The 23,292-nt window shown below is 64.9% G+C and carries 22 protein-coding genes, 3 tRNA genes and 1 pseudogene; 13 read left to right on the top strand and 13 right to left on the bottom strand.

Annotated features, from left to right (window positions below; all coding sequences use genetic code 11):
- Positions 1–73: 73 nt before the first annotated feature.
- The 6 genes from gyrB (at position 74) to ABIA30_RS23550 (ending at position 6,220) form a co-directional block, all read left to right on the top strand.
- Complete coding sequence (gyrB, locus tag ABIA30_RS23575) at positions 74–2,101, top strand: DNA topoisomerase (ATP-hydrolyzing) subunit B (RefSeq protein ID WP_370069909.1); 2,028 nt, start codon at positions 74–76, stop codon at positions 2,099–2,101.
- On the top strand, positions 2,094–2,399 hold the full coding sequence (locus ABIA30_RS23570; protein ID WP_370069907.1) for a putative quinol monooxygenase: 306 nt from the start codon (positions 2,094–2,096) through the stop codon (positions 2,397–2,399). The genes gyrB and ABIA30_RS23570 overlap by 8 nt, the downstream gene beginning before the upstream one ends.
- A gap of 64 nt (positions 2,400–2,463) precedes the next feature.
- Positions 2,464–4,974, top strand: coding sequence for a DNA gyrase subunit A (gyrA, locus tag ABIA30_RS23565; protein ID WP_370069905.1), 2,511 nt, complete (start codon positions 2,464–2,466; stop codon positions 4,972–4,974).
- Positions 4,975–5,026: 52 nt separating this feature from the next.
- Entirely contained in the window at positions 5,027–5,824 is a 798-nt protein-coding gene (locus ABIA30_RS23560) for a DUF3566 domain-containing protein (RefSeq protein ID WP_370069903.1), read from the top strand.
- A gap of 88 nt (positions 5,825–5,912) precedes the next feature.
- Positions 5,913–5,986, top strand: a tRNA-Ile gene (locus tag ABIA30_RS23555).
- Positions 5,987–6,147: 161 nt separating this feature from the next.
- Positions 6,148–6,220: transfer RNA gene (locus ABIA30_RS23550), tRNA-Ala, on the top strand.
- A gap of 27 nt (positions 6,221–6,247) precedes the next feature.
- Here the strand turns inward: ABIA30_RS23550 and ABIA30_RS23545 are convergent.
- Complete coding sequence (locus tag ABIA30_RS23545) at positions 6,248–6,511, bottom strand: tyrosine-type recombinase/integrase (protein WP_370069901.1); 264 nt, start codon at positions 6,509–6,511, stop codon at positions 6,248–6,250.
- A gap of 77 nt (positions 6,512–6,588) precedes the next feature.
- Between ABIA30_RS23545 and ABIA30_RS23540 the strand changes: the two genes are divergently transcribed.
- The gene (locus ABIA30_RS23540) at positions 6,589–6,849 is read left to right on the top strand and encodes a hypothetical protein (protein ID WP_370069899.1); all 261 of its coding nucleotides are present in this window, start codon (positions 6,589–6,591) and stop codon (positions 6,847–6,849) included.
- 10 nt (positions 6,850–6,859) lie between these two features.
- Here ABIA30_RS23540 and ABIA30_RS23535 read toward each other — a convergent pair whose 3' ends face one another.
- The gene (locus ABIA30_RS23535; protein ID WP_370069897.1) at positions 6,860–7,402 is read right to left on the bottom strand and encodes a hypothetical protein; all 543 of its coding nucleotides are present in this window, start codon (positions 7,400–7,402) and stop codon (positions 6,860–6,862) included.
- A gap of 217 nt (positions 7,403–7,619) precedes the next feature.
- Here ABIA30_RS23535 and ABIA30_RS23530 point away from each other — a divergent pair, with 217 nt between their 5' ends.
- Positions 7,620–8,648, top strand: a complete 1,029-nt coding sequence (locus tag ABIA30_RS23530) for a nucleotidyltransferase domain-containing protein (RefSeq protein WP_370069895.1) — start codon at positions 7,620–7,622, stop codon at positions 8,646–8,648.
- Here the strand turns inward: ABIA30_RS23530 and ABIA30_RS23525 are convergent.
- Positions 8,645–9,202 (bottom strand): HIT family protein, encoded by a 558-nt coding sequence (locus tag ABIA30_RS23525; protein WP_370069894.1) that lies wholly within the window; start codon positions 9,200–9,202, stop codon positions 8,645–8,647. The genes ABIA30_RS23530 and ABIA30_RS23525 overlap by 4 nt on opposite strands.
- A gap of 136 nt (positions 9,203–9,338) precedes the next feature.
- Between ABIA30_RS23525 and ABIA30_RS23520 the strand changes: the two genes are divergently transcribed.
- Both ABIA30_RS23520 and ABIA30_RS23515 read left to right on the top strand, forming a co-directional pair.
- A complete protein-coding gene (locus ABIA30_RS23520; RefSeq protein WP_370069892.1) occupies positions 9,339–9,677 on the top strand; it encodes a hypothetical protein in 339 nt (112 codons plus the stop codon).
- 121 nt (positions 9,678–9,798) lie between these two features.
- A tRNA-Ala gene (locus ABIA30_RS23515) sits at positions 9,799–9,867 on the top strand.
- Positions 9,868–9,946: 79 nt separating this feature from the next.
- Here the strand turns inward: ABIA30_RS23515 and cwsA are convergent.
- Positions 9,947–10,312, bottom strand: coding sequence for a cell wall synthesis protein CwsA (gene cwsA, locus ABIA30_RS23510; protein ID WP_370069890.1), 366 nt, complete (start codon positions 10,310–10,312; stop codon positions 9,947–9,949).
- A gap of 69 nt (positions 10,313–10,381) precedes the next feature.
- On the opposite strand from cwsA, the gene ABIA30_RS23505 reads away from it, so the two are divergent.
- Entirely contained in the window at positions 10,382–10,927 is a 546-nt protein-coding gene (locus ABIA30_RS23505; RefSeq protein WP_370070081.1) for a peptidylprolyl isomerase, read from the top strand.
- A gap of 31 nt (positions 10,928–10,958) precedes the next feature.
- Here ABIA30_RS23505 and ABIA30_RS23500 read toward each other — a convergent pair whose 3' ends face one another.
- On the bottom strand, positions 10,959–11,399 hold the full coding sequence (locus tag ABIA30_RS23500; protein WP_370069888.1) for a PH domain-containing protein: 441 nt from the start codon (positions 11,397–11,399) through the stop codon (positions 10,959–10,961).
- Positions 11,400–11,555: 156 nt separating this feature from the next.
- Entirely contained in the window at positions 11,556–11,840 is a 285-nt protein-coding gene (crgA, locus tag ABIA30_RS23495) for a cell division protein CrgA (RefSeq protein WP_370069886.1), read from the bottom strand.
- 78 nt (positions 11,841–11,918) lie between these two features.
- Here crgA and ABIA30_RS23490 point away from each other — a divergent pair, with 78 nt between their 5' ends.
- Positions 11,919–12,740, top strand: a complete 822-nt coding sequence (locus ABIA30_RS23490) for a DUF881 domain-containing protein (protein WP_370069884.1) — start codon at positions 11,919–11,921, stop codon at positions 12,738–12,740.
- 53 nt (positions 12,741–12,793) lie between these two features.
- Positions 12,794–13,462 (top strand): aminodeoxychorismate/anthranilate synthase component II, encoded by a 669-nt coding sequence (locus ABIA30_RS23485; RefSeq protein WP_370069882.1) that lies wholly within the window; start codon positions 12,794–12,796, stop codon positions 13,460–13,462.
- Positions 13,463–13,471: 9 nt separating this feature from the next.
- Here the strand turns inward: ABIA30_RS23485 and pknB are convergent, their stop codons facing one another.
- The 7 genes and pseudogenes from pknB to ABIA30_RS23450 all read right to left on the bottom strand — a co-directional run bounded on the left by pknB (position 13,472) and on the right by ABIA30_RS23450 (position 23,235).
- The gene (pknB, locus tag ABIA30_RS23480) at positions 13,472–15,352 is read right to left on the bottom strand and encodes a Stk1 family PASTA domain-containing Ser/Thr kinase (RefSeq protein ID WP_370069880.1); all 1,881 of its coding nucleotides are present in this window, start codon (positions 15,350–15,352) and stop codon (positions 13,472–13,474) included.
- Positions 15,349–16,617: a protein kinase gene (locus tag ABIA30_RS23475; protein WP_370069878.1), complete on the bottom strand. Its 1,269-nt coding sequence runs from the start codon at positions 16,615–16,617 to the stop codon at positions 15,349–15,351. Before ABIA30_RS23475 ends, pknB begins: the two co-directional genes overlap by 4 nt.
- Positions 16,618–16,648: 31 nt before the next feature.
- A complete protein-coding gene (gene pbpA, locus ABIA30_RS23470; RefSeq protein WP_370069876.1) occupies positions 16,649–18,127 on the bottom strand; it encodes a D,D-transpeptidase PbpA in 1,479 nt (492 codons plus the stop codon).
- Positions 18,124–19,533 (bottom strand): annotated as a pseudogene (locus tag ABIA30_RS23465) (FtsW/RodA/SpoVE family cell cycle protein); the annotation flags it as partial. The pseudogene ABIA30_RS23465 and the gene pbpA, both read right to left, overlap by 4 nt.
- An 83-nt stretch (positions 19,534–19,616) precedes the next feature.
- Positions 19,617–21,155, bottom strand: a complete 1,539-nt coding sequence (locus ABIA30_RS23460) for a PP2C family serine/threonine-protein phosphatase (protein ID WP_370069874.1) — start codon at positions 21,153–21,155, stop codon at positions 19,617–19,619.
- A 22-nt stretch (positions 21,156–21,177) separates the two neighbouring features.
- Positions 21,178–21,645, bottom strand: coding sequence for an FHA domain-containing protein (locus tag ABIA30_RS23455; protein WP_370069872.1), 468 nt, complete (start codon positions 21,643–21,645; stop codon positions 21,178–21,180).
- A gap of 135 nt (positions 21,646–21,780) precedes the next feature.
- Positions 21,781–23,235 (bottom strand): DUF3662 and FHA domain-containing protein, encoded by a 1,455-nt coding sequence (locus tag ABIA30_RS23450; protein WP_370069871.1) that lies wholly within the window; start codon positions 23,233–23,235, stop codon positions 21,781–21,783.
- Positions 23,236–23,292: the final 57 nt, after the last annotated feature.

Here is a 23,292-nt window from a genome sequence, read left to right as displayed (position 1 = left end):
ACGGTAGACTGTCCGAGAGATCTGAGCGCGGTATCTGTACCGCCCCCTCGAACCCCAAGGAGACGCGTCCGACGTGGCTGCCCAAAAGAAGGATGCGCCGGCTGAGTACGGCGCCGATTCGATCAAGGTCCTCGAAGGTCTGGAAGCGGTCCGCAAGCGTCCCGGTATGTACATCGGTTCCACCGGCGAACGCGGCTTGCACCACCTGATCTGGGAAGTGGTCGACAACGCCGTCGACGAGGCGATGGCCGGTTTTGCCACCAAGGTGGATGTACGCATCCTGGAGGACGGCGGCGTCCAGGTCACCGACGACGGCCGTGGCATCCCGGTTGCGATGCACGCCACGGGCATCCCGACCATCGACGTCGTGATGACGGTCCTCCATGCCGGTGGCAAGTTCGAGGAGGGCGCCTACCAGGTGTCCGGCGGTCTGCACGGCGTGGGTGTGTCGGTGGTGAACGCCCTCTCGACGCGGCTCGAGGCAGATATCTTCAAAGACGGCTACGAGTGGTTCCAGACGTATGACCGGTCGGTTCCCGGCACCCTGCGCCAAGGTGAGAAGAGCAAGAAAACGGGTTCGACCATTCGGTTCTGGGCGGATCCCGACATTTTCGAGACCACCGTCTACGACTTCGAGACCATTGCCCGCCGTCTACAGGAAATGGCGTTCCTGAACAAGGGTTTGACCATCGAGCTCACTGACGAGCGGGTGGCTGACAACGCTGTGGTAGACGAGGTCGTCGGTGACACCGCCGAAGCGCCCAAGACTGCCGAGGAGAAGGCGGCCGAAGCGGCGGCTCCGCACAAGGTCAAGCATCGGACCTTCCATTACCCCGACGGACTGGTCGACTTCGTCAAACACATCAACCGGACGAAGAGCGCAATTCAGCAGAGCATCATCGACTTCGGCGGCAAGGCCGAGGGCCATGAGGTCGAGATCGCCATGCAGTGGAACGCCGGCTATTCGGAATCGGTGCACACCTTCGCAAACACCATCAACACCCATGAAGGTGGTACGCACGAAGAAGGCTTCCGTGCCGCGCTGACCTCCGTCGTCAACAAGTATGCCCGCGACAAGAAGCTGCTCAAAGAAAAAGATGCGAACCTCACCGGCGATGACATCCGTGAGGGGTTGGCCGCGGTGGTGTCGGTGAAGGTCCGTCAGCCCCAGTTCGAGGGGCAGACCAAGACCAAGCTGGGCAACACCGAGGTCAAGTCGTTTGTGCAGAAGATCTGCAATGAGCAGCTGAACCACTGGTTCGAAGCCAACCCGGCCGAGGCCAAGACGGTTGTCAACAAAGCCGTTTCGTCGGCGCAGGCCCGCGTCGCCGCGCGCAAGGCCCGAGAGTTGGTGCGGCGCAAGAGCGCAACCGACATCGGCGGCCTGCCGGGCAAGCTGGCAGACTGCCGTTCCACCGATCCGACCAAGTCGGAACTGTATGTGGTGGAGGGTGATTCGGCCGGCGGCTCGGCCAAGAGTGGTCGCGACTCGATGTTCCAGGCCATCCTGCCGTTGCGGGGCAAGATCATCAACGTCGAGAAGGCCCGGATCGACCGGGTGCTGAAGAACACCGAAGTCCAGGCGATCATCACCGCGCTGGGCACCGGCATCCATGACGAGTTCGACCTCTCCAAGCTGCGCTATCACAAGATCGTGCTGATGGCCGACGCCGACGTCGACGGCCAGCACATCTCCACGCTGCTGCTGACCCTGTTGTTCCGCTTCATGAAGCCACTGGTGGAAAACGGCCACATCTTCCTTGCCCAGCCACCGCTGTACAAGCTGAAATGGCAACGCACCGAACCGGAATTCGCCTATTCAGATCGCGAACGTGACGGTCTGCTCGAGGCGGGCAAGAAGGCCGGCAAGCGAATCAACACCGACGACGGCATCCAGCGCTACAAAGGTCTGGGTGAGATGGACGCCAAGGAGCTGTGGGAGACCACCATGGATCCGAGCGTCCGGGTGCTGCGTCAGGTCACGCTGGATGACGCCGCTGCTGCCGACGAACTGTTCTCCATCCTGATGGGCGAGGACGTCGAGGCCCGCCGCAGCTTCATTACTCGCAACGCCAAAGATGTTCGCTTCCTTGATGTTTGATCGGGAGGGCGCAGGTATGCACACCGCGTTCATCAGGGTGAAGGTGGCTCCGGAAACGGCCGAACGGGCGGCGGAGGCCATGCGCAAGCTGGTCGCGCCGACGCTGGCCGAGCCGGGGTGCCTCACCTACGAGTTCTACCGCGATCTGGACGAGCCGTCGTTGTTCCACTGCTTCGAGCACTGGGAGTCCCGAGAGGCCATGGACCTGCACGGCAGCACGCCGCACGTGGCCACCTTCCTGTCCGAGCTGGGGCCGTTGATCGAGAAGTGGGAATACAACCACACCGCGGCACTGTGAGTCCGGCGACCGGACCGACCACCAAAAAGACGATGTTTAACGTGAAACAATCCGAAGGAATTCGATGACCGACACCATGCCCCCTGAAGGCGACCGCATCGAACCGGTTGATATTCAACAGGAGATGCAGCGCAGCTACATCGACTACGCCATGAGCGTCATCGTCGGACGAGCCCTGCCGGAGGTTCGCGACGGCCTCAAGCCCGTGCACCGCCGCGTGCTCTACGCCATGTACGACTCGGGTTTCCGGCCGGACCGCAGCCACGCCAAGTCTGCGCGTTCGGTCGCCGAGACCATGGGTAACTATCACCCGCACGGTGACTCATCGATCTACGACACCCTGGTCCGCATGGCGCAGCCGTGGTCGTTGCGCTACCCGTTGGTCGACGGTCAGGGCAACTTCGGCTCCCCGGGTAACGACCCGGCGGCCGCCATGCGATACACCGAAGCCCGGCTGACTCCCCTGGCGATGGACATGCTCCGCGAAATCGACGAGGAGACAGTCGATTTCATCCCGAACTACGACGGCCGCGTCATGGAGCCGACGGTACTGCCGAGCCGGTTCCCGAACCTGCTCGCCAACGGCTCCGGCGGCATCGCGGTCGGCATGGCCACCAACATGCCCCCGCACAACCTCGGCGAACTCGCCGAGGCGGTGTACTGGTGCTTGGAAAACCATGAGGCCGACGAGGAGAGCACCCTCGAAGCCATGATGGAGCGGGTCAAGGGCCCCGACTTCCCCACCCACGGTCTGATCGTCGGATCGCAGGGGATCAGCGACACTTACCGGACCGGTCGCGGCTCGATCCGAATGCGCGGTGTGTTGGAGATCGAAGAGGACGCCAAGGGCCGTACCTCCCTGGTCATCACCGAGTTGCCGTATCAGGTCAACCACGACAACTTCATCACCTCCATCGCCGACCAGGTGCGCGACGCCAGGCTCGGCGGCATCTCGAACATCGAGGACCAGTCCAGCGACCGGGTGGGTCTGCGCATCGTCATCGACCTCAAACGCGATGCGGTCGCCAAGGTGGTGGTGAACAACCTCTACAAGCACACCCAGCTGCAGACCAGCTTCGGTGCCAACATGTTGTCGATCGTCGATGGCGTGCCGCGCACCCTGCGCCTGGACCAGCTGATCCGGCTGTACGTCACGCACCAACTCGAGGTCATCATCCGGCGCACCCGGTACCGGCTGCGTAAGGCCAACGAGCGCGCACACATTTTGCGCGGTTTGGTCAAAGCGCTTGACGCCCTTGATGAAGTCATCGCGTTGATCCGGGCGTCGGCCAATGCCGACGTGGCCCGGACCGGCTTGATGGAGCTGCTCGACGTCGACGAGATCCAGGCGCAGGCCATCCTGGACATGCAGCTGCGCCGACTGGCCGCGCTGGAGCGTCAGCGCATCGTCGACGATCTGGCCAAGATCGAAGCCGAGATCGCCGACCTCGAGGACATCCTGGCCAAGCCGGAGCGGCAGCGCGCCATCGTCCGCGACGAGCTCAAGGAGATCGTCGAGAAGCATGGCGACGACCGTCGTACCCGGATTATCGCCGCCGACGGCGACGTCACCGATGAGGACCTCATCCAGCGCGAGGACGTCGTCGTCACCATCACCGAGACCGGCTACGCCAAGCGCACGAAGACCGACCTGTACCGCAGCCAGAAGCGCGGCGGCAAGGGCGTGCAGGGTGCCGGGCTCAAGCAGGACGACATCGTCAACCACTTCTTCGTGTGCTCGACCCACGACTGGATCCTGTTCTTCACCACGCAGGGCCGGGTGTACCGGGCCAAGGCCTACGACCTGCCGGAGGCCTCGCGCACCGCACGCGGTCAGCACGTGGCCAACCTGCTGGCGTTCCAGCCTGAGGAGCGCATCGCGCAGGTCATCCAGATCCAGAGCTACGAGGACGCGCCGTACCTGGTGCTGGCCACCCGCAACGGTCTGGTGAAGAAGTCCAAGCTGGTCGACTTCGACTCCAACCGATCCGGCGGCATCGTTGCGATCAACCTGCGCGACGGCGACGAACTGGTGGGCGCGGTGTTGTGCTCCGCAGAGGAAGACCTGCTGCTGGTGAGCGCGAACGGCCAGTCCATCCGGTTCTCGGCCACCGATGAGGCACTGCGGCCGATGGGCCGGGCCACCTCCGGTGTGCAGGGCATGCGCTTCAACGAGGATGACAGGTTGCTGTCGCTCAACGTCGTGGAACCGGACACCTACCTGTTGGTCGCCACCGCGGGTGGTTATGCCAAGCGGACGGCCATCGACGAGTACACGGCGCAGGGTCGCGGCGGTAAAGGCATCCTGACCATCCAGTACGACCCGAGGCGTGGCAGTCTGGTCGGAGCGTTGATCGTCGACGACGACACCGAGCTGTACGCGATCACCTCCGGTGGTGGTGTCATCCGCACTGCGGCCCGCCAGGTGCGCAAGGCCGGACGGCAGACCAAGGGTGTCCGGTTGATGAACCTGGGCGAGGGCGACACACTGATTGCCGTCGCTCGCAACGCCGAAGAGACTGATGGTGACGAAGGCGCCGAAGGCGTCGAGAGCACCGAGACCGACGCAACATAGGCGATTGCCGGCCACCGACCCGGTGGCCGGCCCGAACTAAGGAGTCCGCCAGGTGAGTTCGCCGAACGAGCCGGGATACCCCGCTGCCGGTGAGGGAGCCGGCCAGGGAACCGGTGGTGCGCCACGCCAGGCTGCACACGCGGCCGAGCGGTCTGTACCGGAACCGCCCCGGTCGGCCACGCCGCCACCGCTGCCGTCGTCGACCTTGGACGAGCGCCTCGATCGATTCGCGAATGCCGTCCCGCCCCGGGAGGCCGAGACGGCTATCACCCCCGCGGTGATCACCGGAACTGCCGTGACGGCCAAGGTGCCGACCACCCCGGCGCGGCCCGAGCCGGCTCGTCCCGACACCTACGCCAGCGAGCTGCCTGACCTGTCCGCTCCGCGGACCCCGCCGCGGCGCACCGCTGAGCGGGAGAGCCGTAGCGCGGACTCACCGGCCTCGGCACGACCGGCGGCCCGGGTCCGGGTGAGCAGCCGTCAGCAGGGGCCGTTGCGGGCCAGCATGCAGGTACGGCGATTCGACCCGTGGAGCGTGCTGAAGGTGTCGCTGGTGCTGTCCGTGGCGATGTTCTTCGTGTGGATGATCGCGGTCGCGTTCCTGTACCTGGTGCTCGGCGGTATGGGCGTGTGGAGCAAGCTCAACAGCAACGTGGGCGATTTGTTGACCAACGGTGGCGGTGGTGGTGGCGAGCTGGTGTCCAGCGGCACCATCTTCGGCGGCGCCGCGCTGATCGGCCTGGTGAACATCGTGCTGATGACTGCGATGGCGACCGCTGCAGCATTCATCTACAACCTCACGACCGACCTGGTCGGGGGCATCGAAGTGACCCTCGCAGACCGGGATTGACCGCTGGCTCGCGGCGTGACTGACGTCGCGGTTTGGGTGGACGGGACTGCATACGGTAATCTCGCTGCTCGGCCCTAAGGCCACATCCGGGCCTATAGCTCAGGCGGTTAGAGCGCTTCGCTGATAACGAAGAGGTCGGAGGTTCGAGTCCTCCTAGGCCCACGGAAACCGGCTTCGCCGGTTGTCCCACCGGAAGGGCGCATCGTGAGATTGGTTCTGCTGGTCTTCAGTGTCGCAGCCGCTGCAGCGATATTGACGGTCTGGCGGACCCAGCACGGTGCGGAGGTCTGGCACACGCTGGAAGCGCAGCCGGGCGCCGTCTAGGGGCCTTAGCTCAGTTGGTAGAGCGCTGCCTTTGCAAGGCAGATGTCAGGAGTTCGAATCTCCTAGGCTCCACAAACAAATACGCAGGTCACGCGAGAATTAAGCCACATTGCTGTCAGGCTCTGCAGACCCGATCCCCACATTTTGCCCACACTTTCGAGTGAAGCCCTCTGTAATCAGGTTGTTGATGGCGACCCCAACAGCATCGATTTCCGACGGGTATAGGCGCCCGTAGCGATCCAGCGTTAGGCCGGCGGACTCGTGTCCCAGCACGTTCTGGAGGGCTTTGATGTTCGCCCCGGCTTGAATTGCCAGCGATGCAGCCGTGTGTCTCAGCTCGTGAATCTTGAAGTCGTAGACCACGACGTCCTGGCCAGGCGACACCAGGGCTGTCGCCGTGATCTATCCCCGACGAAATCCACAAATTGAGGTACCCCGCTATGGCTGATGAACCTGACAACGTGAAGCCGATTCGTTCGGTGGCGAAGGCTGCTGAGTCCGGCGATGAGCGTGAGTTGTTGTTGGCGTTGCGTGATCGGGTGGCGCTTGCGATCAATTCGCCGAAGTGTTCGGCGCGGGATCTGGCGCCGTTGACGCGGAGGCTGCAGGAGATCAGTAAGGATCTGCGGGCGCTGGATCGGCGGAGGGCTGACGAGGGCGACGCGGCGGAGGACGAGCCGTGGGACGATAGCCCGCTCTAGAAGGCCCACGCTAACTAATTTGGAGGTTCTTTCCGAAAGCAAAGTAGCCGTCACGTATCTCGGTTAGTGCGTTGGTGTAGATGCGCTCGGTTTCCTTGCGAAAGCCAGATATGGAGTCCCGAGCAGACACTCTGACCAGCACCTTTGCGTCAGATGTCCAATGTCCGTCAAGATCAAAGTCGGTAATCAATATGCGCCTGGCGTAGCGAACATCACGGTCACTTCGGCGATAGCCGCCAAGCGTGTAGCCAGAGCTTTCAACAATCGGAATGCGCACCAACTGGTGCAGGATGCCGCCCCCGGCGCCAGGCAGTGCCTTCTCCACTCGCAGAAATGCCTTCACTTCAACGTCTTCGGCGGGGCGCCAAGTCTCGTTCACTATTTTGATTCGGTATTGAACTTGATTCTGAGTTGTCGTGTGTCGTGCTATTTGCCACGAGATGGAGATCTTGGGTTTCAAGCTGAACATGGCAAGCCAAAACGTCACCGAAGCGCTCGTCCCAGATACAAATCCGATGATCAGATCGCGCGGTACGCCTACCCACCAGCTCACGGTTGGCAATGTACTGCAGCTTCCGTAGGTGTGCTGGTCAACCGCTCCTTTTGTGCATCGGCCTCGCGCGACCCCTTATCCCGTCCCGCGCATTTCGCCGTAATTCGAGCGTTTTGCTGATATGGGGTTTTCGGGTGGACGGGCTCCGTACGGTTTGTCGCTTTGATAACTTCCGACGTAGGTGCGACCCTGCGTGTGACAGTTAGGCGGAAAGATAATGGATCTAGCCGAGGCAATCGATGAACTAGGGCTAGTGGGCCAAGTACCGCATTTGAGCGCGGCGGCAGATCGATCGAACGCTACGACACAGCGAATGCGCGCGGCGTTAGCGGATTTTGATTCGCGTGGAGGCGCCATGGACGTCGTCGCGTTCGGTTCTCTCGCTCGGCAGGAGTACACGCCCGCAAGCGATGTTGACTACCTGGTCTTGGTCGACACAATGCCGGCGGACCCTGCGGTTCCGCATGAACTCCTGGGGAGGATCAGAGACTGCCTCAACGTTGAGGCAGCTGCTGACGGTTCGTCCAAGTCCCCTGGGGCCAGCGGGCTTTTCGGTAGGGCTACGGGAATTTTCGACATTATCAATCAGGTCGGCTTAGAAGGCGATACAAACTCTACCCATACCGTCAGAATGGAAGTCATTCAAGAGTCGGTAAGCCTGCTAAATCCCGAGGTGCATTCGAAAATCCTGGGCAGCACCCTCCGAAGATACATCACCCTCTTCGATGCCCCAAAGGATCGGCCGCCGAGGTTCTTGCTCAACGATATGTTGAGGTACTGGCGTCAGATAACAGTCGATTATCAGGCCAAAACTCCAGTTGGTGGTCAAGAACCCAAGGCGGTCATGCGTTATTTGAAGCTTCTGACGACTAGAAAAAACTTCATTGCAAGCTCGATACTTCCCCTGATAGCTCCGCGCGATCTCGAAATTCCGTGGGAGGATTACCTCAAAGAGATTTACTCGATGCCTCCGCTAGCGCGGCTTGCCACAGTCACCGTGAACGCGCCCGATCCAGTCAAAGATGCTGTGCGAACCGTCTTTTCGACGATCGATCTATTCATCGCGAACACGGAGAGTGAAGTCAAACGCGATCGATGGAATACCCTCCCGTGGGAGTCGCGTAAGTCGGATGACGGCTACCGGGATTTCAGAGCCGCGGCCGAAGAATTGCAACAAGCCTTCGAGCACATTTTCCTCGACTGGGACGAGGTCGCAGAGCACACCCGAAGTTATCTATTACTCTAGTCAAAATCTCCCGACGCGAACTGTCGGACACCCTCAAATCCCTGCTTGAGTAGATCGACGAAAATCGTCTGGTCGGAGTCATTCAGCTTTGAATAGGGCTCAGCGTTCTCCCACGGAGAAACGCCGTGGTTACCATCGGCTATGCGCCGAGGAATCACGTGGGCATGTAGGTGCGGTTCCTTATTACCCAAAATCGCGATGTTGACTCGCTCGACGTCCGACATCTTTCGCAATACGAGGGATGCATCTTGGAGGTCAGACATGAAGGAAGACAAAAGATCTGGATCAGTCTGGTCGTAATGCTCGACGTGATCGTTCAGGCTGACGATCAAACGCCCAGGAAAACGAGCATCGCTGTAAAGGCCGACTTGCGAGACACGAAGTGTGGCTACGGGAATCCACAATGTAAAACCGCAGGTCGAACAACCAGAAATCGGCGAACCGGTGCGGTTCATCGCACTCCCAGCGGGTGCTGCACGCTCCGGCTTTGCCTGTGTCATCGTCCCATCAAACCCATCTACCTCCGGCATCGACCGCCGCTCGGTATCGAACATACGTGCGATGCACTGGCTTGGTCAATACGCACTGTGAAAAGTAACAGTTGATCGGCGGTGGCGTGTTCCCATCGGACTACGTCATACTGATCACCTATAACTTATTACGTAACACGTACATAGTAGCGGAGATGCGGTGGACGACGAGGCTTTGCGCAACGTGTCCAAGGGACTCTTTGGGAACCGACACAAGCTGGAAGTAATCGCGGCCATCGGCGACGCGATCGTCGATGGCGCTCAAGATGTGTACCCACGCATGATCTCTAAGACGTTACGAGACGCTGCCGACAAGCAGGTCGGCGAAATTTTCACGCAACTTCGTTGTGGGGGCCTCTTGATACCTGTTGCCGATAAGACCGATCTGCAAAAGCACCGATACAGAGCACGTGAGTCGGAAGTTTGGGAGGTCGCGCGCAACCTGCTCGCTGAACTGCAAGCGGCAGCGTGGCGACCCGATGAACTTACGGGCTACTGATGGAGGGGTCGGTCTGCTGACTCTCACGCGAAGGGCCCACCCTCTGCCCACAATTTGCCCACAGTTACAGATAAATCTGGTGAATCACAGTGATGATTTTCAGCAGCTCAAGGCGAACCAAACCCCCTGGCCCGCAGCAGGATTCGCCTTTGCAAGGCAGATGTCAGGAGTTCGAATCTCCTAGGCTCCACAAACTTTTCGTGAACGTTGGCTTGTGTGCGCGATCTGAGCCCGTTCTGACACACAAGTCAACACTCGACGTCCCCCAGTCAGGGTTGAGGCGTGACGTCCACGCTCGGCGGCAATACCGATGGCTCGGGTTGCATGGAGCGCCGGACGATGGAGAACACCGCCCCGCCGACGGCCAGCATGGCCACCGTCACGACGACGAACAACAGTGGACGGCGACGGCCGGACTTGGTGGGCAGCAGGTCCTCGACGGCTACGAGGTCCTCCCCCGAGTCATTCGCGCCACGGCAGCGGCCGCCGATCAGACCGACAATCGACCGCACCGACCCGAATCCGATGCCCAGCGCGCCCAGCAGCAGGTGCAGCGGCCCCGCGATGGTGTACTTCAGCCCGCGGGCCAGTCGGGCCCCGGGCGTCAGGCGCTCGACTTCGGTGCTGGTGCTCATGGATAAAACCTCTCTGTCGGCTGGCGTCCACGATATTCGGTGGGGGCGGAATCGGGGCCGGAAATGCTGGTGGCAGACTGGCTTTCCGTGACGAGCCCTATTCAGACAGCGACAGCAACGCTGCACACCAACCGCGGTGACATCAAGATCGCCCTCTTCGGCAACCACGCTCCCAAGACCGTCGCCAACTTCGTCGGCCTGGCCCAGGGCACCAAGGAATACAGCACCGAGAACGCCTCCGGTGGCGTGTCCGGTCCGTTCTACGACGGCGCGGTGTTCCACCGGGTCATCAACGGCTTCATGATCCAGGGCGGTGACCCGACCGGCACCGGTCGCGGTGGCCCCGGCTACCGGTTCGACGACGAGTTCCACCCCGAGCTCGTGTTCGACAAGCCCTACCTGTTGGCCATGGCCAACGCCGGGCCCGGCACCAACGGGTCGCAGTTCTTCATCACCGTCGACCGGACCCCGCACCTGAACCGCAAGCACACCATCTTCGGCGAGGTTGTCGATCCTGAGTCGCAGAAGGTCGTCGACGCCATCGCCACCACTGCCGTCGATCGCAGCGACCGGCCGAACGAGCCGGTCGTGATCGAGTCGATCACCGTCTCCTAGTAGTCACGCCACGTACGGCGCGGCCGGTCCCCTACGGGTGATCTGCCGCGCCGTTTACGTTCTGGATGAAGCCGGCATCGGTCAGTGCGTCGAGCACATGGATCGGGTCCGTGCCCAGGTCCCAGCGGGTGAAGACCACAAGCCGGTCGTCGGCGGTCTCGAGCTCCAGCAGCCGGACTTTGCGGGCGATGCGGCGGAACTCGGTGATCCGCACCCGGGTCAGGTCGGCCGGCCGATAGGTGTCGGTACGCCACCAACCGCGGACCGTTAGCTCAGCTGAATTGATAGCCAGTTTCGGCCGTGCCCTCCACGACAGCCCGGCAAACGCCAACAGACCGACCGCGGCGATGCCTGAAAGAACACGTCCGGGAGCATCTGTGACGCCGGTCACAGCCGCGCCAGCCAACACCAAGCCGAGGAAGCCGCAGCCCGCGATACCGCCGGTGGGTGGACTCCACTGTGTTTGCTGCATGGGTTGTTTACACCCTCTGTACGTGGGGAACCGAGTTATCCACAGGTGCTATCCCCAATGGGGATGAATCACATCGATGTGATTGTGTGACCATAAGGTTGCCAGCGGGGTTACCAGATGCGACTGATCTGTAACGAAAGCTGTGAACCGAGCAGGTCAGCGCCACCGCATGGTGAGTAGCAGCCCGCTGATCATCAGGGCAAACGCGATTGCGTAGTTCCACTGCTCCAGATTCGCCATCCACAACAGGAAGTGCGGGGCGTTGACCGGGTTGGTAGCGGCCAACTGGAAAACCAGCAGCCACAACAGGCCGGCCAGCATCAGGCCACAGAACAGCACCACGAACCACACGCTCGACGGGCCGGCCTTAACCTTCACCGGAGTCCGGCTCACCGGGCTGATGGTGAAGTCGTTCTTCTTGCGGACCTTGGACTTGGGCATGGGTACCTTCGCGGACGGTTGGCGACGCACAGACCGGCAGGGAGAAAATCCGGCGAGTCGGTGCGACGATGGAGCGGTATGCACTCAGAGCCTAACGCAGGTGAAGATCCTGGCCGGAACCTAGACAGCGCCGCGGCCAGCGGAGACGCGGCCGGGGTCCGTCGGCGCGCGCCTTGGCGGTTCGGTGTCCCGGTCGTGTGCCTGGCCGCCGGCTTGCTGTTGGCGGCCACGCACGGTGTCTCCGGCGGGTCCGAGATCCGCCGCAGTGACTCGCCGCGGCTGGTCGACATGGTCCGTGAAGCTCAGCGCACTGTGGCCGATCGCACCGCAGAGCGCGACGCGTTGCAGCATCAACTCGATACCCACCACGGGGACTCCCCCGGCACGGCCGCCGCCCTCACGGCGATCACGGATCGGGCGGATCAACTGGCCCTGGAGCTGGGACTGGACCCGATGCGCGGACCCGGCCTGGTGGTCACCCTCGACGACGCCCGCCGCGACTCGCAGGGGCAGTACCCCCGCGACGCGACTCCCGACGACCTCGTCGTGCACCAGCAGGATGTACAGGCCGTGCTCAACGCCCTGTGGAGCGCCGGCGCCGAGGCCATCCAGATGCAGGACCAGCGCATCCTGGCCACCTCAGCACCACGCTGCGTCGGAAATACCCTGCTGCTCAACGGCCGGACGTACAGCCCGCCGTACGTCATCACCGCCATCGGTGACACTTCGGCGATGCGGGCCGCCCTGGCTGCCGCCCCGTTGGTGCGGCTCTACAAGCAATACGTGGTGCGCTTCGGGCTGGTGTACACCGAGGACGCCCGGGATTCGGTGGACGTGGTCGGGCACCGGACGCCGGTGAAACTGCGCTACGCCCAGCCAGCCGGGCCCATCACCTACTGAGGCTCCGCATAATCGGTAGGCGCGTCGACTCGGCCACCCAGTAGCCTGACGCCATGCGGGTTCTCGTCCTCGACAACTACGACAGCTTCGTGTTCAACCTGGTCCAATACCTGGGCCAGCTCGGGGTGCACGCGGAGGTCTGGCGCAACGACGACGACCGCGTGGCCACCCCCGAAGGTGTGGCCGAAGTGGCCAAGGCGTTCGACGGCATCCTGCTGAGCCCCGGACCGGGCACCCCGGAACGAGGCGGCGCATCGATTCCGCTGGTGCGGGAGTGCGCCAAGGCTGGAACTCCGCTACTCGGAGTGTGCCTGGGACACCAGGCCATCGGGGTGGCGTTCGGCGGCACGGTCGACCGCGCGCCGGAACTGCTGCACGGCAAGACCAGCCAGGTGCATCACGCCAATGTCGGTGTGCTGCAAGGACTTCCGGACCCGTTCACCGCGACCAGATACCACTCGCTGACCATCCTGCCCGAGACCCTGCCGGCCGAGCTGGAAGCCACCGGCCACACCGACTCGGGCGTGATCATGGCGGTGCGACACCGCGAGCTGCCGATCCACGGCGTGCAGTTCCACCCGGAGAGCATCCTCACCGAAGGCGGCCACCGGATGCTGGCGAACTGGCTCGGCTTTTGCGGCGCAGCCCCGGACGAGGGACTGGTGCGCCGGCTCGAGCAGGAGGTCGCCGACACCGTCGCGGCCGCGACAAGAACGGCCTAGCCGCGCGAACTACGAAGCGAAGCTCAGCGTGATCGACGCGCTGAAGTTCACGCCACTGCCCGCCGACGGACTCTGCGTCACCACCGCATTGCTGCGCTGACCGCTGTTCTGGGCGTCGGGACCCTTGATCAGTACGCCCGTCCAGCCCAGCGCCCGCAGGTTGGGCTCCGCGTCCGTCCAGAACTGACCGGCCAGGTTCGGCATGACGAACTGGTTGGCCTGCGACACCCGCAGCGTGACCGGCGCGTCCTTGGCGGTCGGTGCTCCGGCGGGCGGGTCCGTGCCGATCACTTCGCCGGCCGGCCGTGGGCTGTCCACGGGCGCGATCAGGATGGTGGTGAAGCCCAGCGTGGTCAGGTTGCCCTTGGCCACGTCGACGTTCTGGCCGGTGGTATCCGGGATGGGCACCAGGCCGGGACCTGTGCCGACCACAAGAGTGATCGGGTTGGTGATCGCCGAGGTCTGGTTGGCCGGCGGAATGGTCGCGATGACCTTGTCCTTCTGCTGCGGCAGCGACGGCGACGGCGCCTGCAGCAGCTTCTGGAACCCGGCCGCTTGCAGCTTGGCCATCGCCGCGGCCGGCGTCAGGTTGGAGACATCGGGGATCTCGCGCTGCTCCGGACCGGTCGAGATGTTGATGGTGATCTCGTCACCGGCGGCCACCGCGGTGTTGGCGCCGGGTTCGGTGCTGATCACGTGGTCGGGAGCGACCGAGGAGTCCGGCTTCTGTTGGGTGCGGGTCTTGAAACCACGATTCTGCAGTGTCGCGACGGCGTCGGCCTGCACCTGCCCGCGCACATCGGGAATCTGTTGGTCGTGCGGCTTGGCGCCGATCATGTTGATCGCGATGGTCACCACGACGGTCAGCACGGCCAGCACCGCCACCGCGATCAGCCAGCGTCCGACCGGGGAGACGCCCCGATCCCGGGACCCGTAGGGCTGCGGATGCACCGTGATCTGATCAGGCGTGCCGGACCGTTGCCCGTATCCGCTGCCGCCCATCAGGGCGTTGCGGTCGGCGTCGGTGAGCACCTTCGGTGCGTCCGGCGCCTCGCCGCTGTGCACGCGAATCAGGTCGGTGCGCATGTCCGCTGCGGTCTGGTAGCGGTTGTCGGGATTCTTGGTCAGTGCCTTGAGCACCACGGCATCCAGTTCAGGAGAGATGCCGGGGTGCCGGTGAGACGGCGGTTCAGGATCTTCGCGGACATGCTGATAGGCCACGGCCACGGGTGAATCACCGATGAAAGGTGGCTCCCCCGTGAGCAATTCGTACAACACGCAGCCCAGCGAGTAGACGTCGGAACGGGCGTCGACGTTCTGTCCACTGGCCTGCTCGGGCGACAGGTACTGGGCGGTGCCGATGACCGCTGCGGTCTGCGTCATGCGGTTGCCGCTGTCGGCGATCGCGCGAGCGATGCCGAAGTCCATCACCTTCACAGCGTTGTTCTTGCTGATCATGATGTTGGCCGGCTTGATGTCGCGGTGCACGATGCCGTGCTGATGGCTGAAGTTGAGCGCCTGACAGGCGTCGGCGACGATCTCGATCGCGCGCTGAGGCGGCACCGGCCCTTCGGTGTGGATGATGTCGCGCAGCGTCACGCCGTCGACGTACTCCATGACGATGTAGGGCAGCGGACCGTTGGGCGTCTCGGCCTCGCCGGTGTCGTAGACCGCGACGATCGCCGGGTGGTTCAGCGCGGCCGCGTTCTGGGCCTCGCGCCGGAACCGGAGGTAGAAGCTGGGGTCACGCGCCAGGTCGGCGCGCAGCACCTTGACCGCGACATCGCGGTGCAGGCGCACGTCGCGGGCGATGTGGACTTCGGACATGCCGCCGAAACCGAGGATCTCCCCCAACTCATAACGGTCGGAGAGATGTTGCGGGGTACTCATGGTCGGCCTGGCCCGTCTGGCTGCCAGTCGTCATGCCACTGTGCTGTCGAGAAGTCCGGTGCCAAGGCACCCGGAGTCGACGTGGGAGACGACGGTGGAACTGTCTCGGTCATCGTGTTGGTGACCGTCGGGGCATTCGTACCCGGATGATCTTTATTGCTGTCAGTCTTCATCAACAGCAGCAGCACGGCGATGATGATCGCCAGCGCGCCGAGCACGCCGGCGGCCCACAGCAGGGCGCGCTGTCCGGTGGAGAACGCCGCACGAGGCGGCGGCGCCTGCCGGTGGCTGCTGGTAGCCGGCCGGGCACGCACGGCCGGTGGCTGCGCGCGGGGGCCGAAGTCGGCCGTGGCGCGTGCCTGGGTGCTCGACGGGATGGCCGCCGGGGTGGCCCTCCCGATGGTCGGTGCCTGGTTGGGACGCGGTGGACGCCGTCCGGCCCGGACCGTGGCCACGGCATCGGAGAACGGCCCGCCGCTGCGATAGCGGTGGGTGGGGTCCTTGGCCAAGGTGATGTCGATCAGCTCCCGCACATTGGGCGGCAGGTCCGCCGGCAGTGGTGGCGGCTGCTCCTTGATGTGCTTCATCGCGACGGTCAGGGCGCCGTCGCCGGTGAACGGTCGGCGGCCGGAAACCGCCTCATAGCCGACCACGCCGAGGGAGTAGACGTCGCTGGCGGCGGTGGCGTCATGGCCGAGGGCCTGCTCCGGCGCGATGTACTGGGCGGTGCCCATGACCATGCCGGTCTGGGTGACCGGCGCGGCGTCGACGGCCTTGGCGATGCCGAAGTCCGTCAGTTTCACCTGGCCGGTCGGGGTGATCATGATGTTGCCGGGCTTGACGTCGCGGTGCACCAGCCCGGCGCTGTGCGCCACCTGCAGGGCCCGGCCGGTCTGCTCGAGCATGTCCAGCGAGTGCCGCAGGGACAACCGTCCGGTGCGCTTGATGACGGAGTTCAGCGGCTCGCCGTTGACGAGTTCCATCACCAGGTAGGCGGTGCGGCCGTCGCCGTCGAGCTCGGTCTCGCCATAGTCGTAGACGCTGGCGATTCCTGGGTGGTTGAGCATCGCGACGGTACGGGCTTCGGCACGGAACCGCTCGACGAACTCGGAGTCGGTGGAGTACTCGGCCTTGAGCACCTTGATGGCGACCTGCCGGCCCAGCCTGCTGTCGACGCCCTCCCAGACCTGGCCCATGCCACCGGTGGCGATGAGCCGCTGAAGTCGATAGCGGCCAGAAAGTGTTACTCCGACGCGTGCGCTCATCCGCGATCCGCCTGCGCTACTCGCTGCCCGCTCACGATCCCTCCCTAAGCGCCGCGGCGATGGTGGCCCGGCCGATGGGCGCGGCCAGCGCGCCGCCGGTTGCTGACAAACGGTCCCCACCATTCTCCACCAGGACCGCGACTGCCACCTTCGGGGCTTTCGCCGGGGCAAACGCGATGTACCAGGCGTGGGGCGGGGTATTACGCGGATCGGTGCCGTGCTCGGCGGTGCCTGTCTTCGATGCGATCTGCACGCCGGCAATGGCCCCCTTCTGCTGTGTCACCTGCTCGGCGCCGACCATCAGGTCAGTAAGTGTAGCCGCGACCTGCGACGAGACCGCTCGGCGTTCTTGGTGCGGGGCCGTCGTGGTGATGTTCGCCAGGTCGGGTCCCTGCAGGCTATCGACCAGATAGGGCGTCATCGTTACACCACCGTTGGCGATGGTGGCGGCCACCATCGCGTTCTGCAGCGGGGTCACGGCGACGTCCTTCTGGCCGATGCTGGAGATGCCGAGGGCGGCGGCGTCGGTGATCGGCCCGACCGTCGATGCTGCGACCTGCATGGGAATCGCCGGCGGCGGCTCGTCGAGCCCGAACTGGCGGGCAGTGGTGCGCAGCGCGTCGGCACCGGTGTGCAGACCCAGTTCGACGAACGCGGTGTTGCACGACTTGGCGAATGCCTCGCGCAGGCTCACCGTCGGTGCGCTGTCACACGACATGCCGCCGTAGTTCTCCAGCGTCGAGCTGCTGTCCGGCAACGTGATTCGCGATGCGGAGGTCAGTTGGGTGTCCGGGGTGACGCCGCCCTGCAGGGCCGCGGCGGTGGTGATCACCTTGAACGTCGAACCCGGCGGGTACGTCTCGGAGATGGCACGGTTCTCCATCGGCGAATCGGGGTCGTCGCGGAATTGCTGCCAGGCCGCGGTCTGCTGCGAACCTTCATGGGAGGCCAGCTGATTGGGGTCGTATGACGGCGACGACACCATCGCCAGGATCTTGCCGGTGGCCGGGTCTAGGGCGACGACGGAACCCTTGCACGGTCCGCCGCCGCAGCCCTGCTGCATGGCATCCCACGCGGCCTGCTGCACCCGCGGGTTGATGGTGGTCGCGACGTTGCCGCCGCGTGGATCGCGGCCGGTGAAGAAGTCGGCCAGTCGTCGGCCGAACAACCGCTCATCGGAGCCGTTGAGGATGCTGTCCTCGGCGCGCTCCAGGCCGGTGCTCGAGTACTGCAGCGAGTAGAAGCCGGTCACCGGCGCGTATTCGGCCGGGTTGGGGTAGATGCGCAGGTAGCGGAAGCGTCCATTGGTCGGCATGGAGTAGGCCAGCAGCTGGCCGCCGGCGGTGATCTGGCCGCGCTGACGCGAGTATTCGTCGAGCAGGACCCGTTGGTTGCGCGGGTCGGAGCGAAGCCGGTCGGCGGTGACGACCTGGGTGAAGGTGGCGTTGGCCAATAACAGGACGATCAGCCCCATGATCAACAGCGATACGCGGCGAAGCGAGGTGTTCATACCTTTTCGATCACCTCGGTGCTGGCGCCGGCGATCGAGGTGGTGTTGGGCCGCTGAGCGGTGATCGGTCGACGCGCGATGTGCGAGATCCGGATCAGCAACGCCAGCAGCACATAGTTGGCCAACAGGGACGAGCCGCCGTAGGACATCCACGGCGTGGTCAGGCCGGTCTGCGGGATCAGGTTGGTCACGCCGCCGACGACGATGAACAATTGCAGCGCCAACGTCGCCGACAGGCCCGCCGCCATCAGTTTGCCGAAGCTGTCGCGCACCGCGATCGCCGTCCGCAGACCGCGGATCACCACGACGGTGTAGAGCATCAGGACCGCTGCCAGGCCGACCAGCCCGAGCTCTTCGCCCACCGCCGAGATGATGAAGTCGGTGGAGGCGTCGGGCACCGTGATCGGTTGGCCATTGCCCAGGCCGGTGCCGAAGATGCCGCCGGTGGCGAAACTGAACAGGGACTGCACCATCTGGTAGCCGGCGCCGTCCGGGTCCGCGAACGGGTCCAGCCAGTTCTGCACGCGCACCTGTACGTGGTGGAAAAGGTGATATGCCACAACGCTTCCCAGGCAGAACAGGGACAGCCCGATGACCACCCAGCTGAGCTTTTCGGTGGCGACGTAGATGAGCACCAGGAAGGTGGCGTACAGCAGCAGGGAGGCGCCGAGGTCCTTCTCGAAGACCATCACGCCGATCGAACCGACCCAGGCCACCAGCAGCGGGGCCAGATCACGCGGTCGGGGTAGATCGAGGCCGAGGACGTGCTTGCCGGCGCTGGTGAACAGGCTGCGCTTGGTCACCAGGACGCTGGCGAAGAAGATCAGCAGCAGGATCTTGGCGAACTCTGCGGGCTGAATTGAGAAGCCCGGGAACCGAATCCAGATCTTGGCGCCGTACTGCTCGGCCACCGAATCGGGTAGCAGAGCCGGAATGGCAAGCAGCACAAGGCCGGTCAGCCCGCAGACGTATCCGTAGCGGGCCAGCATCCGATGGTCACGGACCCCGATCAGCACCGCCGCGAAGGCCACGATGCCCAGCAGCGTCCACAACATCTGCTGATTGGCGTTGCCGCCAGGCAACAGTGCATCCGGCCGGCCCCGGGCGGACAGGTCGAGCCGGTGGATCATCACCAGGCCGAGCCCGTTGAGCATCGCCACCACGGGCAGCAGAAGAGGATCGGCGTAGGGGGCGTAGCGACGCACCACCAGATGGGCGACGACGAGCATCGCCGCGAACCCGAGGGCGAATTCGGCGATGTCCAATTGCAGGCCGCGCTCCTGGTTGGCCTCGACGATCAGCAGAGCCACCGTCGTGATCACCGCGGCGAATCCGATCAGCGCCAACTCGGCATTGCGCCGATTGGGGAGCGGAGGAGCGACGGCGACCGGCGATTGTGGCTGGGTTACTTCCCGTCGCTCCGCTCGCCCCGCTGTTACTTCCCGTCGCTCCGCTCGCCCCGGTGTGGCTTCCCGTCGCTCCGGCGTGGTCATGACGCCGACCGGCAGGTGACGCCCGGCTCCTGCGGCGGAGGCGGCAGAGCCGTGGCGGTCGGGGACGGCGGTGCGGGAGATGGCTGCGCTGGGCTCGCCGTTGCGGTGGGCCCAGCCGGCGGGGCCGGCGGACGCGGTGCGGCCGGGGGTTGCGGTGACGCCGGAGGTTGCGTGCCCGGGGCCGCTGACGGCGGAGGCGGAGGCGGCGTGGGAGGCGCAGAGGACACCGGCGCCGGCGCGGGCACAGCCGGGTGGGTGGGATCGACGACATGTGGAGCGCACAACGGCAGCAGTGAGGTATTGCCGAGTTCTTTGAGCTGGCGGACCGCGTCGTCGACGCTGCCGGTGGGCAGACCGGCGACGACCTGGGCCCGCTCGGACTGTCGCAGGTCGCTGACCTTCATCGGCCGGCAGCCGGCGCGGTTGTCGTCGACGCCGACGACGGTCAGTCCGTCGTGGGCGTCCAGGCAGGCGATGCGATACGGCTCCTGTAGCGGCAGGCCCAGCAGTGAGCCCTGAACGCCTCGCATGATGTAGACCGCGTCGTCGTATTCGGCGACGTAGTAGTAGCTGCGGATGACGACGCGTCCGACAGCCAGGGCCGTGATGGCCAGCAGCACCAGCACCACAGCGGCGATCACCACGTTGCGGCGGGTACGCGGCTTGGGTAGTGGATCTGCTTGGGCCGCAGGCTTTTTCGCTGCGGCGGCCCGCTTGGGGTTGAACGCCGAGGCGCGTCCGGCCGCGGTGTTGGGTGGGGCGCTGTCCTCATCGACGCCGGATACCGCACCGGCCAGGATCGGCGCGGTCTGGCCGTATTCGTAGTCGACGACATCGGCCACGACGACCGTCACATTGTCCGGGCCGCCGCCGCGAAGTGCCAGCTCGATGAGCCGGTCGGCGCTGTCGACGACGTCGGGAATCTGCATGGCGCCCAGGATGGTTTCGTGGCTGACCGGATCGGACAGGCCGTCTGAGCAGAGCAGGTAGCGATCACCCGCGCGGGCCTCACGCATGGTCAGGGTCGGCTCGACCTCGTGACCGGTCAGGGCCTTCATGATCAGCGAGCGCTGCGGGTGGCTGTGTGCCTCCTCGGCGGTGATCCGGCCTTCGTCGACCAGGGTCTGGACGAAGGTGTCGTCCTTGGTGATCTGGGTCAGCTCGCCGTCGCGCAGCAGGTAGCCGCGGGAGTCGCCGATGTGCACCATGCCCAGCCGGGTCCCCGCGAACAGGATGGCCGTCAGCGTGGTGCCCATGCCCTCGAGCTCGGGATCGGCCTCCACGTGCGCGGCGATAGCGGAATTGCCGTCGTGCACCGCCGCGTCGAGCTTGGTCAGCAGGTCGCCGCCGGGCTCGTCGTCGTCCAGATGGGCCAGGGCCGCGATGACCAGCTGCGATGCCACCTCACCGGCGGCATGGCCGCCCATGCCGTCGGCCAGGGCCAGCAGGCGGGCGCCGGCGTACACCGAGTCTTCGTTGTTGGCCCGAACCAGACCGCGGTCGCTGCGCGCGGCGTATCGGAGAACGAGCGTCATAGCGCTCCTCGCATCAGGACTGTCACGGGCGCAGCTCGATTACCGTCTTGCCGATTCGAACCGGCGTTCCCATCGGAACTCTTACCGCCGTCGTCACTTTCGCCCTGTCCAGGTAGGTACCGTTGGTCGATCCTAGGTCTTCCACGTACCACTCGGAGCCTCTCGGGGACAGCCGGGCGTGCCGTGTCGACGCGTAGTCGTCGGTCAGTACCAGTGTGGAATCGTCGGCCCGGCCGATCAGCACCGGCTGGCTGCTCAGGGTGATCCGGGTGCCGGCCAGTGCTCCCTCGGTCACCACCAGTTGGCGCGGGTAGCGCCGGCGGTCGCGGTTGGGCAGCAGGGTGCCGCGGAGGGCGAGGCCGCGGCGCACCATCACGGCGCCCGTCGGAGCGTAGATGTCGGTGCGCAGCACGCGCAGTACCGACCAGATGAAGAGCCACAGCAGCAAAAGGAATCCGACGCGCGTCAGCTGCAGAACTAGCCCCTGCATCCGACGTCCTCTCCGTCACCTGCCGGTGGTCGCTGCGGTGCAGCCGCATTTTCGGTAGCGCTCGGCAACGTCACGATACTTTGGCGACGAACGCCGCGCGGACGACTTGGTCTCCGCGCGGCGTCTGGGTCGATCTCAGTGAACGCGGACGACGATCTCGGAGTGACCCACCCGGATCACGTCACCGTCGGCCAACTGCCACTCCTGCACGGGTGCATTGTTCACCGTGGTGCCGTTGGTGGAGTTGAGGTCGCTCAGCAGTGCGGTCTGGCCGTCCCACCGGATCTCCAGATGACGACGGGACACGCCGGTGTCGGGCAGCCGGAATTGGGCGTCCTGGCCACGGCCGATCACGTTCGCGCCTTCGCGCAGCTGGTAGGTGCGGCCGCTGCCGTCGTCGAGCTGCAGGGTCACCGTGGCAGCGCCGGCGGCGCCGTAGCCGGCACCGGCCTGGGCGTAGTCCGGCTCGGCGTAACCGGCGGCCGCGCCGTAACCCGCGTCAGCGGCCGGGGCCGCGCCGTAGCCCTGGTCGCCGTAGCCGCCCTGGTGCACCGGAGGCTGGCCGTAGCCGGGCTCTGCGTAGTTCTGACCGTGGTCACCGTAGCCACCCTGCTGGCCGTACTCGGGCCGGCCGTAGCCCTGTGGGGCGCCGTAGCCCTGGTCGCCGTAGCCGCCCTGCTGCGGGGGTGCGCCGTAGCCGCCCTGCTGGGGATATCCGCCTTGCTGGGGGGCGCCGTAGCCCTGGTCGCCGTAGCCGCCCTGTTGCGGGGGTGCGCCGTAGCCGCCCTGCTGGGGGTAACCACCTTGCGGCTGGTAGCCCTGCTGGGGGTATCCGCCTTGCTGGGGGTAGCCCTGCTGGGGGTATCCGCCTTGCTGCGGGTACCCGCCCTGCTCGGGGTAGCCGCCGGGCTGGCCCTGAGGTGCGCCGCCCTGTTGCGGGGGTGCGCCGTAGCCGCCTTGCTGGGGGTAGCCCTGGTGCTGGGGGTATCCGCCCTGTGCCGGGGCCGGGTCCTGGTGCGGGGGGTATCCGCCCTGCTCGGGTGGGTACTGCGGACCGCGTTGCTCTTCTGGCTGGCCGCCGTAGTTGTAGGACTCCTCGCCTGGCTGGCCCTGTCCCTGGCCGCGGTAGCTCGGGTTGTTGTCAGTCATCGTTGGTACTCCTGGTTCTGCGGTGTGCACGCGGTCGCTGGGTGCCGGCGGTTGTGGGCCGGCGGTTGAGTCGGGATTGACCACGCTGTGGACGTGGAACTGGCCGGTGTGCAGGCCCGGTGACGGCTCAAACCTGACGACCACCTCACCATACGTTTGCCAACCCCGCTCATGGAGAAATCCCCCCAGGTGCTTGGCAAAAGCGGTCGGTGTGAGGTCAGGATCGGCGTTCACCTTCTCGAAGTCTGTGCTACTGAGGGTAATGATGTACTGGTTGGGGACCAAAATGCGGCCACCGCCGACCTCTCGGACGCCGGACTCGGCCTCTCGGCACAACATCGCCTCGACTTCCTGCGGGACGATCGGTCCACCGAATACGCGGGCGAAGGCATTGCCGACGGTTGTTTCGAGCTTGCGCTCGAACCGGTCGACCAAACCCATGTCACCGCCTGCCTTGTCTGCGTTGTCTCCATAGCCCTACGACCACTCCCCCGCGGC

The organism is Mycobacterium sp. MAA66 (assembly GCF_041261665.1).
GTDB lineage: Bacteria > Actinomycetota > Actinomycetes > Mycobacteriales > Mycobacteriaceae > Mycobacterium.
Note: the sequence above shows the minus strand (reverse complement) of the source record. Positions and strands in the feature narration are given on the sequence as shown.